Below are 15,515 nucleotides of genomic sequence, written 5' to 3'. Positions count from 1 at the left end.
CCGGCCCTGAAATCGGTCAGAGGACTCTACAACTGGAAACAAAAACTGTCCAGATCACTCGAAAACCGGACACCATTAAAACCAATCTTCACAACCAAACGCATCCGGCCGTACCAATGGCTCGGTTTTCGCACCAGTCGATCGCCACAGCGAGCCGCCAGCCGCGCCTAGCGTTCCGCCGTCAGGCTGAACAACTCGTTGCGCAACGCCTTCGCGCGATCGCGGCCGAACTGCGCGTCGAATTCGTCCTGAGCGGCCTGCCACGCGATTTTCGCTCGTGCGAACGTGCGCTCGCCGAGCTTCGTGAGATGGAGCGCATGGGCACGCGCATCGTGCTCGGACACAGCCGTCGCGACGAAGCCGTCGCGTTGCAACGGCTTCAGCGCACGCAGCAAGGTCGTGCGGTCCATCACGAGCGTATCGGCGAGTTCGCTCATCACCAGGCCGGGCCGGTGCGTGAGATTCGCCATGATCGAGAACTGCGCGGGCGTGACGCCGACCGGGGCCAGATGGCGCTCGTACAGTTGCGTGACGAAGCGCGCCGCCTGGCGCAGCGCGAGGCAGTTGCAGGTCTGAGCAATCGAGGTGTCGTTCATGTTTCGCAATCTATATGTGCATATGCATAAAGTCAATGTACACTCCGTCGTAACACTGGCCGGCGGCCGGCCATCGCGTCAAGGAGACGGACATGGACTACATCGACAAGCTGCGGATCTTCCGGTCGGTGGTGGAAATGCGCAGCTTCACGCGCGCCGCGGACATGCACGGCCTTGCGCGGCCGGTCGTGTCGCGCGCGGTCGCGGATCTGGAGGCGCGCTTCGGCAGCCGGCTGCTGCACCGGACCACGCGCCAGGTGTCGCTGACCGAAACGGCCGAGCGGATCTACGAGCGTTGCGCGGCCGTACTCGACGAGCTCGATGCCCTCGAAGCGCAAGCGCAGACGCACACGCGCGAGCCCGAGGGGCTGCTGCGCCTCGTCGCGCATACGACGGCCGCGCTGAACCGCCTCGTGCCGCTGATCGCCGGCTTCAAGACCGCGCATCCGAACGTGCGCCTCGACGTCACGCTGACCGAGCGCCCGGTCGATCTGGTCGGCGAAGGCTACGACATCGGCATCGTCGTGCCGTACATGCTGACGAGCGAATCGACCGTCGTGCGGCTGATCGAGCGCATTCCGGTCGTGATCGTCGCGACGCCTGCGTATCTGCACGCGCATGCGCGCCCCGAGACGCCGGCCGACCTCGCCCTTCATCCGTTCGTGCCGATCTCGCCGTCGCTGCGCCGCCCCGCGCTGTCGTTCCGCGTCGACGGCGACACGCTCACCGTGCCGTTCCGTTTCGACATCTCGTCGAACAGCCCCGTGTTCAACCGCGAAATGGTGATGCACGACTTCGGCATCGGCATCGTCCCGAAAACGCTCGTCGAAGCCGAACTTGCGTCGGGCGCGCTCGTACAGTTGCTGGAAGGCGCCGATCTCGTCGATGCGTTCGTCGACATCAAGCTCGCCTACGCGAATCGCGCGCTGCTGCCCGCGAAGGTGAAGGCGTTCATCGACTACACGGCCGCGTATTGCGACCGCGAAGGCTGGAGCGTGCCCGCGGCGGCTTGACCCGGCGCGCGAACGCGCGTTGCCGGCGCCGATTGGTACAGCCACGACACCAATCTGATCCCGCCGCGCCGCTCGCTTCGCGCCGCCCTGCCACCTAACATGTGCACATGCACAAGACCACGCTCACCGACGACGATTGCTTCGCAGTCCGGCAAGCCGCCCGGCGGATCTCGCAGTTCTACGAGCGTTACCTGTCGCGGGCGGGCGTCACGCCGTCGCAGTACAGCATCCTCGCGCTGCTGCGCGACCGGCCCGGCCTGACGATGGCGACGTTGTCGAACGTGCTGGTGATCGAACGCACCGCGCTGCTGCGCGCGCTCAAGCCGCTCGTCGGCGCGGCGCTGGTAACGGGGCGCATCGAGCCGCCCTGCCGTGGCCAGACGTTCGCGCTGACCGCGGACGGCGAAACGAAGGTGGCCGATGCGCACGTGCACTGGCTCGCCGCACAGGAAGCGTTCGAGCGGTGCTTCGGGCCGACGCAGGCGGCCCGCCTGAGAGACGAATTGTTCCGGATCACGCACAACCTGCCGGAACGCTGACCCCTTCCCCGATCGACGCCGTGCCGTCGGCCGTTTTGAACAGTGCATATACATAGGTGAATCGATGGATACGACCCAAGCCGCTGCCTCGTCGCGCGAAGCAGCCACAACCGAGCGGCCCGCGAAGCAGCAACGACGCGTGCCGTGGATGCGCATCGCGGTGGGCGCCGTCGTCGTCGTGGTCGCGGCCGCCGTGCTCGACTGGCTGTTCGTGCTGCGCTTTCAGGAAAGCACCGACGACGCGTATGTCGGCGGCGACGTGACGGTGCTCGCGCCGAAGGTCAACGGCTTCGTCGACAAGATCCTCGTGACCGACAACCAGCGCGTGAAGGCCGGCGACGTGCTCGTGCAACTCGATGCACGCGACTACGACGCGAAGCTCGCGCAGGCCGGCGCCGAAGTCGACAGCGCGCGCGCCGCCGTGACCGAACTCGAGGCGAAGCAGCAACTGCAATACGCGGTGATCGGCCAGCACGCGGCGGACAAGAACGCGTCGTCGGCCGAACTGACGCGCGCCGCGTCGGACCGCGTGCGCTATCGCGAACTCGTGAAGTCGGACGCCGTATCGAACCAGATCGTCGAACGCGCGGATGCCGATTACTCGAAGGCCGGCGCGGCCGTCGAGCGCAGCGACGCCGCGCTGCTCGCCTCGAAGCGGCAGCTCGACGTGCTCGGCGCGCAACTCGCCGATGCGCGCGCCCGCGTGAACACCGCGCTCGCCGCGCAGCGCGTCGCGGCGCTCAACGTCGAATACACGACGATCCGCTCGCCGGTCGACGGCTACGTCGGCAACCGCACGGGCCGCGTCGGGATGCTCGCGAACGTCGGCGTGCCGCTGTTGACCGTCGTGCCCGCGTCCGGCCTATGGATCGACGCGAACTTCAAGGAAGACCAGTTGCGCAAGATGCGCGCGGGCGATCGCGTCGACGTCGCGCTCGATGCGTCGAGCACGCGCCTGCACGGCCGCGTCGACAGCCTGGCGCCCGCGACCGGCGCGACCTTCAGCGTACTGCCGCCCGAGAACGCGACCGGCAACTTCACGAAGATCGTCCAGCGCGTGCCCGTCCGCGTGCATCTCGATCCGCAGCCCGGCATCGAGCAAGTGCTGCGCCCCGGCTTGTCCGCGGTCGTGACCGTGCATACCGACCACAAGCACTAAGCGGGAGCCGACGATGACCACCGCGTTTTCCGGCGACCCCGCGTCGCAACCGACGAAGCAGCGCGTGTTCGCGTTCGCGCTGATGTGCGTCGGCTTCTTCATGGCGACCCTCGACATCCAGATCGTCGCGTCGTCGCTGCGCGACATCGGCGGCGGGCTGTCCGCGAGCCAGGACGAATTGTCGTGGGTGCAGACCGCGTACCTGATCGCCGAGATCATCGTGATCCCGATGTCGGGCTGGCTGTCGAAGGTGATGTCGACGCGCTGGCTGTTCGTCGCATCGGCCGTCGGTTTCACGATCACCAGCATGCTGTGCGGGCTCGCGTGGGACATCGACTCGATGATCCTGTTCCGCGGGATGCAGGGCGCGCTCGGCGCCGCGATGATCCCGACCGTGTTCACCACCGCGTTCGTGCTGTTCCCCGGCAAGCAGCGACTGATCGCGTCGACGACCATCGGCGCGCTCGCATCGCTCGCGCCGGCGATCGGCCCGGTGATCGGCGGCTGGATCACCGACCAATGGTCGTGGCACTGGCTGTTCTACCTGAACCTCGTGCCGGGCATCGCGGTGGCCGCGCTCGTACCGCGCTACGTGCATATCGACGAGCCCGACCTCACCCTGATCAAGCGCGGCGACTATCTCGGCATCGCGCTGATGTCCGGCTTCCTCGGCTGCCTCGAATACGTGCTCGAGGAAGGCCCGCGCAAGAACTGGTTCGGCGACGACGCGATCGTCATCTGCGCGTGGATCTCCGGCATCTGCGGCTTCCTGTTCATCGTGCACGCGCTGACCGCCGAGGATCCGATCGTCGATCTGCGCGCGCTCGCCGTGCGCAACTTCGGGATCGGCAGCCTGCTGTCGTTCGTGACCGGCATCGGGATCTTCGTGACCGTGTTCCTGACGCCGCTGTTCCTCGCGCAGGTGCGTGCGTTCAGCTCGCTGCAGATCGGCATCGCGCTGCTGTCGGTCGGCGCGTTCCAGTTGATCGCGCTGTGCGCGTATGCGTTCGCCGCGCGCTACTTCAGCATGCGTGCGCTGCTCGTGTTCGGCTTGATCTGCTTCGGCCTCGGCTGCTACCTGTACACGCCGATCACGCACGACTGGGGCTGGCGGGAATTGCTGCTGCCGCAGGCGCTGCGCGGCATCGGCCAGCAGTTCAGCGTGCCGCCGATCGTGACGATGGCGCTCGGCTCGCTGCCGCAGTCGCGGCTGAAATCGGCGAGCGGGTTGTTCAACCTGATGCGTAACCTCGGCGGTGCGATCGGCATCGCGGTGAGCGCGACGATGCTCAACGACCGGCTGAATTTTCATTACCTGCGGCTGAACGAGCACGTGAGCGCCGGCGAACCGCAGGTCGCATCGCTGCTCGATCGCCAGGCCGCGTACTGGGGATCGGTGGCCGGCAATACGTTGAATACCGCGCAGGCCGGCCTCGCGAACCTGCATCGGCTGATCTATCGCGAAGCGCTGACGCTCACCTATGCGGATGCGTACTACGCACTGTCGCTGTGCTTCGTCGTCGCGCTGCTTGCCGTCGTGTTTTCCAGACCCATTACGTTGAATGCGCCGCCGCCGGACGCGCACTGAGGCCAAAGGATCATCATGAAGAAGCTACTCGTCGCGCTGGCCATCAGCGCATTCGCCGCCGGGTGTGCGGTGCAGCCCGCGCAACATCCGGCGTTGAACGAATCGGTTCGGACGCTCGCGCCCACCGCATGGGATACCGACGTGCCGCGCGCGGACATCGACGCCGCCGCCTGGTGGGCGCAATTCCACGACCCCGTGCTCGACCGGTTGATCGCCACCGTGCTCGACGGCAATCTCGATCTGCAAGCCGCCGCCGAACGCGTGAAGCAGGCGCAGGCGCTGACCGTGCAGAAGCGCGCGGCGCTGCTGCCCGAACTCGACGCGACCGCCCATGCGGCCGACGCGCGACAGAACACGCCGCCGCCGCTCGGCTATGTGCGGCAGGCGGGTGCGGGGCTCGCGCTGAGCTGGTCGCCCGATGTGTTCGGCGGCGAACGGCTCGATTTGCTGGCCGCTCGAGCGGAGTTGGTCGGGCAGAAGCATGCAGAAGATGCGATGCGGCTCGCGCTCGCGGCCGATGCGGCATCCGCGTATGTCGATCTGCGCTGGGCGCAGCAGGAATTGAAAATCCTGCAGGACAACGCGAGGATTCGGCAGCATGCGCTCGAACTCACGCGCAAGCGACAGGCGTTCGGACTGTCGACGGAACTCGACGTGACCCGTGCGCAGAACCAGCTCGATGCGCTCGAAGCCAGGATTCCGCCGACGCAGGCGCAGATATCGCATCAACTCAATCTGATCGCCGTGTATTCGGGACGGACGCCGGAATCGGTCGATCGGCTCGTGCTGGCGCAGGCCGGGGAGATTCCGGCGCCACCGGTCGGTGTGCCGGGGACGTTGCCGTCGCAAGCGTTGTTGCGGCGGCCCGATGTGCTGACTGCCTACGCTCAAGTCGAGCGGCGTGCGGCACAAGTGGGCGTGGCGAAGGCCGAACGCTATCCGAAGTTTTCGTTGAACCTGACGGACGGCATTCTGGCGGCTTCGTATCTCGGGTTGCCGACGTTGACCGATAACCTCTTCAGCGCGGCGCTGAGTGCGACGAGCCCGATCTTCAACGCGGGACGGATTACCGCCGATATCTCGCAGAGCGAAAGCCGGATGCGTGAGTCCGAACTCGGGTTACGGCAGACGATGCTGCAAGCGTTGCGGGAAGTCGAGGATGCGCGCGCGAATCTCGTCAGTTCCGATGAGGCGACGCGGAGGCTGGGTAGCGCATTGGCGGCTTCCGACAAAGCGCTTGGGTTGGCGAATCAACTTTACAAGGGCGGTGCCACGGATTTTCTGGACGTGCTGTCGGCGCAGGAGGTTTATCTAAGGGATTCGGATTCGCTCAATCAGGTCAAGCGCGAGCATGCGCTCGCAGCAGTTGCGTTGTATCGGTCGCTTGGGGGTGGGTGGAGCAGGAATGAGGGGGCGGGTGGGACGGAGGTGGAAACTCAGGCTGTGGCGAAAAACTAGGAGGAGTCGCGATGCGGCGCCGACTTCAATACTTGCCGGCGCCCACTATTCAGTCGCACGATCCGAGACATTGGACCGTCGTCAACGCAATCGAGTAAGCCACGGTCACCGCAATATCCAGCCCCACGATAACGGCGACGATACGCGTGATGAGCATGTGCCAGAATCAGATCGCAACGAACATACCTGCCGGGCTGTTCCAGGCGATACGGTAAAGTATCGCCTTCGCGAGGGGCATACGCTGAGAGAGCAGCGCCCTTGCTCGATCAGGAAAAATTAAATGAGTGAAAACCGCTACACCTATGGCACTTGGCAGAATCTACGACCCGTCGACGTCTTTGCCTTGGTGGCGTTCGATGAGACGCGCAAGCAACTGGGTTTGGACGATCTGGCAGCCGCGTCGGCAATGCTGCTTGGTCAGGCTGACGTCCCTGTCCCCGGCAAATTCTCAGGGGCTACGCCAGGCACCTCCGTCGCCTCACTTGCTGCCCGCAAGCTGTTCCCGCAGACGCTACCGTTTCGCCTGCCGATGATCATGGGCGTTGGATTGTCCGGTGTTCGAATCGCCTTCACTCACCGCCTCGGCGCATGGGTCGGCCGGACGATTCCGGTCGTAGGCGAGGTGTTTCTGGCTCGCGATGCCTTTCTGATCATGCGCAACACCGTGACGACCTACAACCGACTCGTGAAACCCGAAGATCGAGTGCTCTGAGCCATGAAAGACGACACCTGGGAACGTTTCGAAGCCTTCGCCCGTAAGGAGCTTGGCCGGCCGCTGTTCGGCGGCAAGCTGAACCTTCAGCCGCAATCACGGCTTGAGGAGGATCTCGGCGTCACCGGCCTCGACGGGATCGAATTTATCGACAAGTGGGCCGAGACATTCAACGTGGACGCCAAGGGGTTCCCGTACCGGCGATACTTCGGCCCTGAAGGTCAGGAACTGCTGTCGTCACTCATTGGGCTATTCGTGAAGCGGCTCCGACCGCCAAAGCGCTACCCGCTGACGCTTGGCATGCTGGCCGAGGCGACGCGACGCGGGAAGTGGGACACGGATGCGATCGAGGCCACTGTAAGAGAGGGATCGTAATTGGCCAGGCCGGTCAGCTGTCCTGACCGGCCTTCCATTGGCGGAAATATCACTACACCACGTGAGATTTTCACACTACCCATTTATCTCGCCTGAGCCTGTACATTCGTCGCACCCGGCTTCAACAGGAGCCTGTATTGCGCATCAGCGTAGAGACGAAGATTGCCGGTCTGCGCTGCGGGTTCCTTGGGGGTACGGAAATCGGCGACTGCGGGTTAGCGCGCCGACAGGCTCCGGGTGGGCCAATGCGGCACGCTCGACAGATTAGCAGCGGCGGGAAAGGTGTTGTTCGGTGTTTTGTTTGCGCCGTCGCTGCGCGATCATTCAGTGGCCGGCCAACGGTACCCGATTACTTCATGCAACGGGTACGCAAGCTCGCGAACCTCTTCCAATTGATTGCCGCCGAACAGATGCACATGTTCCGCATCGTGGCGCAGGTAGAAACCAACGTGCCCTTTCCAGCTCGCCGGATCATCGCGCGTCAGGATCGCGATGCAGCCGTAGACCGGGCGCTCCAGCGGTTTGCCCCATTCGAGCCACGAGCGCGCCAACGCCGAGCCTGTACCGCGGAATCCGGCGTGCACCATGCACCAGTTCACGAACGACGAGCACCAGGAAATCTTGTCGTCGTAGCCGACCAGGTTCGTCTGGTTGTTGTACTCGACGATGCGCGGGTTGATGCTGCCCGGCGGATGGCGGCGAATGCCGAGTTCGGCCAGCGCGACGGGCATCCAGGGCGGGTGGGCGTCGGCGGCTTTCACTTTGCTCTCAGGGTTCGATAGGGTCACGTCGTTCTCGGGCACGTGTCGGTGTCGTTTCGCGCAATCTTCGCACGAATGGGGCGAATCCACAGCGCCCTTTGCAGGGTGCGATTTTCGGCGAGCGCGCCCGTATCATGTCGGCAGCGCCATCGACTCCGCCAACCGCCATGCGCATCACGCCTCTGCCGCCCCTTCAGTGCCTCATCGCGTTCGAAGCCGCCGTGCGGCACGCGAGTTTCACGAAAGCCGCCGCCGAACTGCACCTGACGCAAAGCGCGATCAGCCGCCAGATCCAGCAGCTCGAGGAATTCCTCGGCCGCTCGCTGTTCGTTCGCGAACACCGTTCGCTGCGGCTGACGATCGCCGGCGAGCAATACGCGGCGCAAGTCCACCATCTGCTCACGCAATGCGCGCAAGCCACGCACGACGTGATGAAACCGTACGGCGATCTCGAACTGACGATCGCATGCTCGTCCGGCGTCGCGCTGCTCTGGCTCACACCGCGGCTGCCGCACTTTCGCGCCACGTATCCCAACATCAAGCTGCGCCTGATCGTGCGCGACGGCCTTGCCTCGATGTCGCCCGCGGAATTCGACGTGGGCGTCTACTACGTGCGTCAGCAGGCGCCGGCCGAATACACCGCACGCCGGCTGTTCGACGAAGAAGTGTTCCCCGTCTGCGCGCCCGGCTATCTGGCCGGCCGCACGCTCGACGCGGCCGATCTCGCGAACGAAACGCTGCTGCGCCTCGAAGACGGCCAGCGCCAATGGATGTCGTGGTCCGAATGGTTCGACTTGAACGACGTCGACCGGCAGAAGGCGCAGCCGCAGGACATCACGATCAATTCCTATCCGCAGATCGTGCAAATGACGATTCTCGGTCAAGGCGTGTCGCTTGGCTGGCGCTACATGATCGACGCATGCATCGAAGCCGGTCTGCTCGTGCGCGTGACGGACGCGTCCGCGAGCCACGGCGGCGGCTATTACGTGATCTCGCCGAACGACCGCGCGCAGAACCAGGCCGCCCGCCTGTTCACCCGCTGGCTGTTCGAACAGGCGGAGCAGCAGATCGCGTCCTGAATACCGGGCGCGACGCATGCGTGCAGCGCATGCCTGCATGCGAATCTTTCGTTTCAGAAAAAAATCCGGCGTTCCTTAGCATGGGATTCGTGCGGGGCAGCCGTCCCGTCTTCTGACCAAGGAAGAGACCATGCAAGGAACGCTTTCTCCGCGCGCCGCGCCTGCCGTCGATGCGGCGGTGCAACAGCGCCGCCGCGCCATCGTCGCGACCGTGATCGGCAACGGTCTCGAATGGTTCGACTTCACCGTCTACAGCTTCTTCGCGGTGATCATCGCGAAGCTGTTCTTCCCGACCGGCAACGAACTGACGTCCGTGCTGCTCACCGTCGCGACCTTCGGCGTGGGCTTCTTCATGCGGCCGGTGGGCGGCATCGTGCTCGGCGTCTATGCCGACAAGGCAGGCCGCAAGGCCGCGCTGTCGCTGACGATCCTGCTGATGGCGGCCGGCACCGCCCTGATCGGGATCGCGCCCACCTACGAACAGGCCGGCATCGCCGCGCCGCTGTTGATCGTCGTCGCGCGGCTGCTCCAAGGCTTCTCGGCCGGCGGCGAGATGGGCGGCGCCACCGCGTTCCTCACCGAATACGCGCCGCCGGAGAAGCGCGCGTATTACTCGAGCTGGATCCAGTCGAGCATCGGCTTCGCGGTGCTGCTCGGTGCGGCGACCGGCACGTTCGTCACGACCTCGCTCGACACGCAGGCGCTGCATAGCTGGGGCTGGCGGCTGCCGTTCCTGCTCGGGATCATCGTCGGGCCGGTCGGTTACTTCATTCGCAGCCATATCGACGAGACACCCGCGTTCAGCGCCGTCGAATCGCAGGCGAAGGAAAGCTCGCCGCTGAAGGAAGTACTGCACACGTATCCGCGCGAGACGTTCGCGAGTTTCTCGATGGTCATCCTGTGGACCGTCTGCACCTACGTGCTGCTGTTCTACATGCCGACCTATTCCGTGCGCACGCTGCATCTGCCGCAATCGACCGGCTTCGTGGCTGGCATGGTCGGCGGGCTGATGATCATGTGCTGCTCGCCGATCGTCGGGCGACTCGCCGACGCGTGGGGACGGCGCGTGTTCCTGTCCGGCTCGGCGCTCGCGATCCTCGTGCTGGCGTGGCCGATGTTCTCGTGGATCAACCATGCGCCCGGGTTCGCGTCGTTGATCGTGTTCCAGGCCGTGTTCGGCGTGCTGATCGCGGCCTATACGGGGCCGATCCTCGCGGCGTTCGCGGAGCTGTTTCCGACCAAGGTGCTGTCGACCGGGTTATCCGTTGCGTACAACTTCGCGGTGACGATCTTCGGCGGGTTCGCGCCGTTCCTGATCACGTGGCTCATCGCCCGCACCGGCAGCAACATGGCGCCCGCGTTCTACGTGATGCTCGCGGCGGCCGTCAGCTTCGTCGGCACGCGCTTCGTGAGGGATGCAAAGCGTGCGGCCGAAACGACTCGATAAGGATTTTTCTCCATGACCATTACCGTGCTTCAAGGCGGCAACGTGCTCGACCTCGAACGAGGCGTGTTGCTCGAACATCATCATGTCGTGATCGAAGGCGAACGGATCGTCGAAGTCACCGATCGGCCGGTGGATTTGCCGAATGCGCAGGTGATCGATGCGCGCGGCAAGACCGTGATGCCGGGGTTCATCGATTGCCACGTGCATGTGCTGGCGTCGAATGCGAACCTGGGCGCGAATGCGACGCAGCCGAATATTCTCGCGGCGATTCGGTCGCTGCCGATTCTCGATGCGATGTTGTCGCGTGGGTTCACCAGCGTGCGGGACGCCGGGGGCGCAGATTGGAGCCTGATGCAGGCGGTCGAGACGGGGCTGATTCCGGGGCCGCGGATTTTTCCGTCGGGGAAAGCGTTGTCGCAGACCGGCGGACATGGGGATTTTCGGCCTCGGGGGGATTTGCTGGAGCCTTGTTCGTGCTGCTTTCGGACGGGGGCGATTGCTCGGGTAGTTGACGGCGTTGAAGGTGTGCGACTCGCGGTGCGTGAAGAAATTCAAAAAGGCGCAACGCAGATCAAGATCATGGCTTCTGGTGGCGTTGCTTCGCCGACCGATCCGATTGCGAATACGCAGTATTCGGAGGACGAGATTCGGGCGATCGTCGACGAGGCCGAGGCCGCGAATACTTATGTGATGGCCCATGCGTATACGGGGCGGGCGATTGCGCGGGCCGTAAGATGCGGCGTGCGGACGATCGAGCACGGGAATCTCGTGGATGAAGCGGCTGCGATGCTCATGCATGAGCGGGGGGCGTTCGTGGTGCCGACGCTCGTGACTTATGACGCGCTGGCTAAACATGGGGCTGAGTTTGGGATGCCGGCGGACTCCATCGCGAAAGTGGCTTCCGTGCAGCAGAAAGGACGCGAGTCGCTCGAGATCTATGCGAAGGCCGGCGTGAAGATGGGGTTCGGGTCGGACCTGCTCGGCGAGATGCATGCGTTTCAGTCCGGTGAGTTTCGGATTCGGGCGGAGGTGCTTGGGAATCTGGAAGCGCTCAGGTCGGCGACGACGGTGGCGGCGGAGATCGTCAATATGACGGGGGAGCTTGGGGTGGTTGCGGTAGGCGCGATCGCCGACCTCGTCGTGCTGGATGGGAATCCGCTCGAGGATATCGGGGTCGTGGCTGATGAAGGCGCGCGGGTCGAGTATGTGTTGCAGCGGGGAACGGTTGTGAGGCAGCGGGCTGGCGCGCGGTGATGTGAGGCCGTTCGTTCGGCTATTTCGGCAGGCGCGGTGCAGACGGAACGGCACGTGTTCCGCGCCGTTTCCAATACTAAATCCAGCAAAATCTTCAGTTCTAGCGGGGGTGTCAGGATTTCCGTGTTCAAGGCAGGTTGAGTAATTACACGGAAGGCCGAACGAATCGATCTGCGTAAAGGATAGCGAACTGGTTCATGGCCGTCTTCCAGTCATGCGCGGCACTTCCCCAATTCGCGGTGATGTTGCGCAAGGCCAGCCAGATGAGTTTGGTCGCGGCCTCGTCGCTCGGGAAGTGACCACGGGTCTTGATGATCTTGCGCAGCTGCGAGTTGATATTTTCAATCGCGTTCGTCGTGTAGATGATCTTGCGCACACCCGGAGGAAACGCAAAGAACGGGATCACGCGATCCCAGGCGTTGCGCCACGCGCTACTGACAGTCGGGAATTTCTGGCCCCACGGCCCATCCGCAAACGCATCGAGTTCGGCCTGAGCGGCTTCCGCGCTGGGCGCGGCGTAGATCGGTTTGATCGCCGCGGCCAGTCCCCGGCGGTCTTTCCAACTGGCGTAATCGAGGCTGTTGCGGATGAGGTGGACGATGCAGGTCTGCAGCGTGGTGGCGGGGAATACGGTGGCCAGCGCTTCGGGCATGCCCTTGAGCCCGTCCGTGACGGCAATCAGGATGTCGTGAACGCCGCGCGTCTTCAGATCGTTGAATACCTTCATCCAGAATTTGGCACCCTCGGTATTCTCGATCCACAGGCCCAGGATCTCCCGCGTGCCGTCGGGCAGCACGCCCAGCGCCAGGTACACCGCCTTGTTGCGCACGACGGCGTCTTCCCGAATCTTGACCCGCAGTGCGTCGAAAAACACGACCGGATACATCGGCTCAAGCGGCCGGGCCTGCCAGGCCGTCACTTCGGCCATGACCTCGTCGGTGACCGAGCTGATGAAGTCGGGCGAGACCTCGGTGCCGTACTGTTCCAGCAAGAAGCCCTGGATCTCGCGTACGGTCATGCCTCGGGCATACATGGCGACGATCTTGTCGTCGAAGCCCGTGAAGCGCCGTTCGTGCTTGGGAATCAGGATGGGTTCGAAGCTGCCATCGCGGTCGCGCGGCACCTCGATACGGATCGGACCGTCTTCGGTCAGAACCGTCTTGGCCCCTTTGCCGTTGCGCTGATTCGTGGCGTTGGCCGGCTTGGCAGCACCGGGAGGGTAGCCGAGATGATGATTCATCTCGCCGCCCAGTGCCCGTTCGATCAGCGCCTTCTTGAGCGCTAGCGTCGCGGCGTTGATGGCTTCGGCCGTCATCGGGCCGCTGCCGAACTGTTCGAGCAGCTCGGCCGGAATCGCCGGCAGTGCCACCGGCTGGGCTTTCGGTTTGCGAGGCATAAACTCTCCTTGGGAGCATGTTATGCCTTAAACACAAAATTCCTGACAGGCCCGTTCTAGCGCGTAGCTTCCGCCGCCTCCGGATTCAGGGAGATTTGAAATCCGTGCCGAAGGTTTGGCGTATAAGCTCCTTAAGCTCAATCACTCGAACCACTGTCGGGTACTCCCCCCCTTCATCGTTTTCAATATCGTGAATTTCCCACACAAATGGAATATCCGTCTCCCTAATCTTACCAAAGCAAGTGAATGAATCCCGAATAGGATTACTCAAATCAACGTTCACCTCCCATGCAACTATGTAATCAACCACAGCAAGCGCATGATTAAATGGGCCGAAATTATTAAATTCGTACTTATACTCTACTGCCTGAATATTTTCAGCCTTCAATGGATTATTTGAGTCAGGATCGATATAAGCCAAACTATCAATACCCTGCGTCGAGAAGGTTATAATTTGCCTCCAATATTCCCGATAATCAGAATCCGCAGGAACAAAATAACCCAACATCGCATAGAGCACTCCAACCAAATACTCCTCGCCCGGGAGTGGAGACAAGAACAGATGGCGCTTCCCAGAAAGATCTTCGATTCTAAATCGCTCTCGGCGTTTTAGATTATTCCTCGACTCATTTAAAATTTCTATTTGCTCATTCAGGAGATTCTCAGAACTCTCCCTTCGAAGCCGAGAAACCAATTCTGAAAATATCTTGTCCTTCGTCCTTTGCGCATCCAGAAATTCCTTTACCTTCTTAATAAATTCCGGATCGGACAGCGTATCGTAAGCCTTCTTGCTTAATGCATTCCTATTTGTGACCAGATCAAAATCGCCGTCGATGATGATAGCGTAATGGCTAGGACTATCCCCCTCGGAGAGAATCGAGTAATCCTCCAGAGACAACAGAAGATCCAGATATTTGCATATCTTTATCCCCTTTACCGATACAAATACCCCACGATGGTCACTCAATTTAATACCGGACTTGCTCTGCCCCTTTCTTGCAAGATTCGCGTATTCCTCATGTGCTCGACGGTTTCCATCAACGGAAAACACAATCGAGTATTTATTACCACCAACCGAAAATGATTTTGCTGAACGACTAAAAAATCGACCATCTCGAAGTCTCGAAACCTGGGACGGTGTCTTAACATTAACATCCGCATCCATCGTATCAAGATAGGGATAACCAAACGGAATCGAGAAGAGTTTTTTATTGGAGAAAACACTAAAATTGGCTGCTGCCGGTTGCGCAATCTGCGCAATTTGATTAGCAGTAAAGCCTTGATCAGTAGTTATCTTCCGAATATCACCATGGCGCGTATAGAACCGAATGTAATTATACAAATAAGATTCCGGGGCCTTTGCATTCATGGTGAAATATTTACCGAAATTCTCAGTATCAAGACCACCAATTATTATAAGAGTTCCGGTTCCCGTTTCTGGCGACGCAGTAAATTTCTCAAGCGCCTCCAACGCCTTGGATGTAGCCGATGATACGGTCCCGATGAAGCCCCTAATCTCTTCTGATATATCAGATGTTTTAGTTGGATCGATATCGTAATCCACATCTAAATTGTTTCTAGGATTCTCTACAATCTTATAATTCCATTGATTGGATTTTTTTGATATTTTTGATGCCACAAAGATTCTTGCACACGCGAAGCATAATTTCGAACCCTGACACTTGTAACCAATCGCATCGCCCTTCTTTTTCGTGGATTTCCCAATCGAAAAAAATGCTTCCCACGGAGTTATCCCATTTATCTTTTTTTCAGTACTAAGCCCCTCCCCATCATCGAAAAATATAAATCCATTTGTATCTTGCAAGGCGGCATAGAATAAATTCTTCGCGTTTGCGTCATAAGAATTGGAGATAAGCTCCCGTATGACTTCGCATGGATCATTTCTATTTACCGACAATTCCCCGAGAACATGCTTAAATTCAATCGATGGCTTCACTTTTTATCCATTTATAACAATAAACTTTGGCCAACTGCCCATAGGGCTACGCGCAATCCAATCTCCGCCCATTCGAAACGAATCACATTGCCGCTCTCGCACCCCTCCTATTTGAAATTTTACTGAAAGTACACTTTACTGCCAGCGCATCTAGCATCGCAAGGGCCACAGCGGGAAACTC

At 61.3% G+C, this 15,515-nt stretch carries 14 protein-coding genes; 10 read left to right on the top strand and 4 right to left on the bottom strand.

Annotation, left to right across the window (positions count from 1 at the left end):
- Nucleotides 1-167 precede the first annotated feature (167 nt).
- Entirely contained in the window at nucleotides 168-596 is a 429-nt protein-coding gene (locus WT97_RS17160) for a MarR family winged helix-turn-helix transcriptional regulator (protein ID WP_060353902.1), read from the bottom strand.
- 92 nt (nucleotides 597-688) lie between these two features.
- Here WT97_RS17160 and WT97_RS17155 point away from each other — a divergent pair, with 92 nt between their 5' ends.
- The 7 genes from WT97_RS17155 to WT97_RS17125 all read left to right on the top strand — a co-directional run bounded on the left by WT97_RS17155 (nucleotide 689) and on the right by WT97_RS17125 (nucleotide 7,440).
- Nucleotides 689-1,609: a LysR family transcriptional regulator gene (locus WT97_RS17155; protein ID WP_034205335.1), complete on the top strand. Its 921-nt coding sequence runs from the start codon at nucleotides 689-691 to the stop codon at nucleotides 1,607-1,609.
- 107 nt (nucleotides 1,610-1,716) lie between these two features.
- Nucleotides 1,717-2,148, top strand: coding sequence for a MarR family winged helix-turn-helix transcriptional regulator (locus WT97_RS17150; RefSeq protein WP_059501342.1), 432 nt, complete (start codon nucleotides 1,717-1,719; stop codon nucleotides 2,146-2,148).
- A gap of 64 nt (nucleotides 2,149-2,212) precedes the next feature.
- A complete protein-coding gene (locus tag WT97_RS17145) occupies nucleotides 2,213-3,307 on the top strand; it encodes an HlyD family secretion protein (protein WP_059793776.1) in 1,095 nt (364 codons plus the stop codon).
- Between the two features lie 13 nt (nucleotides 3,308-3,320).
- Nucleotides 3,321-4,895, top strand: a complete 1,575-nt coding sequence (locus tag WT97_RS17140; protein ID WP_060353901.1) for a DHA2 family efflux MFS transporter permease subunit — start codon at nucleotides 3,321-3,323, stop codon at nucleotides 4,893-4,895.
- Between the two features lie 15 nt (nucleotides 4,896-4,910).
- Nucleotides 4,911-6,353: an efflux transporter outer membrane subunit gene (locus WT97_RS17135; protein WP_060353900.1), complete on the top strand. Its 1,443-nt coding sequence runs from the start codon at nucleotides 4,911-4,913 to the stop codon at nucleotides 6,351-6,353.
- 280 nt (nucleotides 6,354-6,633) lie between these two features.
- The gene (locus WT97_RS17130; RefSeq protein ID WP_060353899.1) at nucleotides 6,634-7,065 is read left to right on the top strand and encodes an STM2901 family protein; all 432 of its coding nucleotides are present in this window, start codon (nucleotides 6,634-6,636) and stop codon (nucleotides 7,063-7,065) included.
- Nucleotides 7,066-7,068: 3 nt separating this feature from the next.
- On the top strand, nucleotides 7,069-7,440 hold the full coding sequence (locus WT97_RS17125; protein ID WP_060353898.1) for a DUF1493 family protein: 372 nt from the start codon (nucleotides 7,069-7,071) through the stop codon (nucleotides 7,438-7,440).
- Between the two features lie 320 nt (nucleotides 7,441-7,760).
- Here the strand turns inward: WT97_RS17125 and WT97_RS17120 are convergent, their stop codons facing one another.
- Nucleotides 7,761-8,171 carry a TIGR02594 family protein gene (locus WT97_RS17120; protein ID WP_059501399.1) on the bottom strand — a complete coding sequence of 137 codons (411 nt, stop codon included), beginning with the start codon at nucleotides 8,169-8,171 and terminating at the stop codon, nucleotides 7,761-7,763.
- Between the two features lie 197 nt (nucleotides 8,172-8,368).
- On the opposite strand from WT97_RS17120, the gene WT97_RS17115 reads away from it, so the two are divergent.
- From WT97_RS17115 to WT97_RS17105, 3 genes are all read left to right on the top strand, one after another.
- Complete coding sequence (locus tag WT97_RS17115) at nucleotides 8,369-9,280, top strand: LysR substrate-binding domain-containing protein (protein WP_060036733.1); 912 nt, start codon at nucleotides 8,369-8,371, stop codon at nucleotides 9,278-9,280.
- A 130-nt stretch (nucleotides 9,281-9,410) separates the two neighbouring features.
- Nucleotides 9,411-10,727 (top strand): MFS transporter, encoded by a 1,317-nt coding sequence (locus tag WT97_RS17110; protein ID WP_060353897.1) that lies wholly within the window; start codon nucleotides 9,411-9,413, stop codon nucleotides 10,725-10,727.
- Nucleotides 10,728-10,739: 12 nt separating this feature from the next.
- Nucleotides 10,740-11,981 carry an amidohydrolase family protein gene (locus WT97_RS17105; RefSeq protein ID WP_060353896.1) on the top strand — a complete coding sequence of 414 codons (1,242 nt, stop codon included), beginning with the start codon at nucleotides 10,740-10,742 and terminating at the stop codon, nucleotides 11,979-11,981.
- 145 nt (nucleotides 11,982-12,126) lie between these two features.
- Here the strand turns inward: WT97_RS17105 and WT97_RS17100 are convergent, their stop codons facing one another.
- Nucleotides 12,127-13,377: an IS256 family transposase gene (locus tag WT97_RS17100; RefSeq protein ID WP_060353895.1), complete on the bottom strand. Its 1,251-nt coding sequence runs from the start codon at nucleotides 13,375-13,377 to the stop codon at nucleotides 12,127-12,129.
- A gap of 85 nt (nucleotides 13,378-13,462) precedes the next feature.
- A complete protein-coding gene (locus tag WT97_RS34135) occupies nucleotides 13,463-15,334 on the bottom strand; it encodes an ATP-binding protein (RefSeq protein ID WP_156440269.1) in 1,872 nt (623 codons plus the stop codon).
- Between the last annotated feature and the right edge of the window lie 181 nt (nucleotides 15,335-15,515).

Origin of the sequence: Burkholderia sp. MSMB1459WGS (assembly GCF_001534535.1) — a bacterium.
Taxonomy (GTDB): domain Bacteria; phylum Pseudomonadota; class Gammaproteobacteria; order Burkholderiales; family Burkholderiaceae; genus Burkholderia.
The sequence above is the reverse complement of the archived record's forward strand: the minus strand, read 5'-3'. Positions and strand labels throughout refer to the sequence as shown.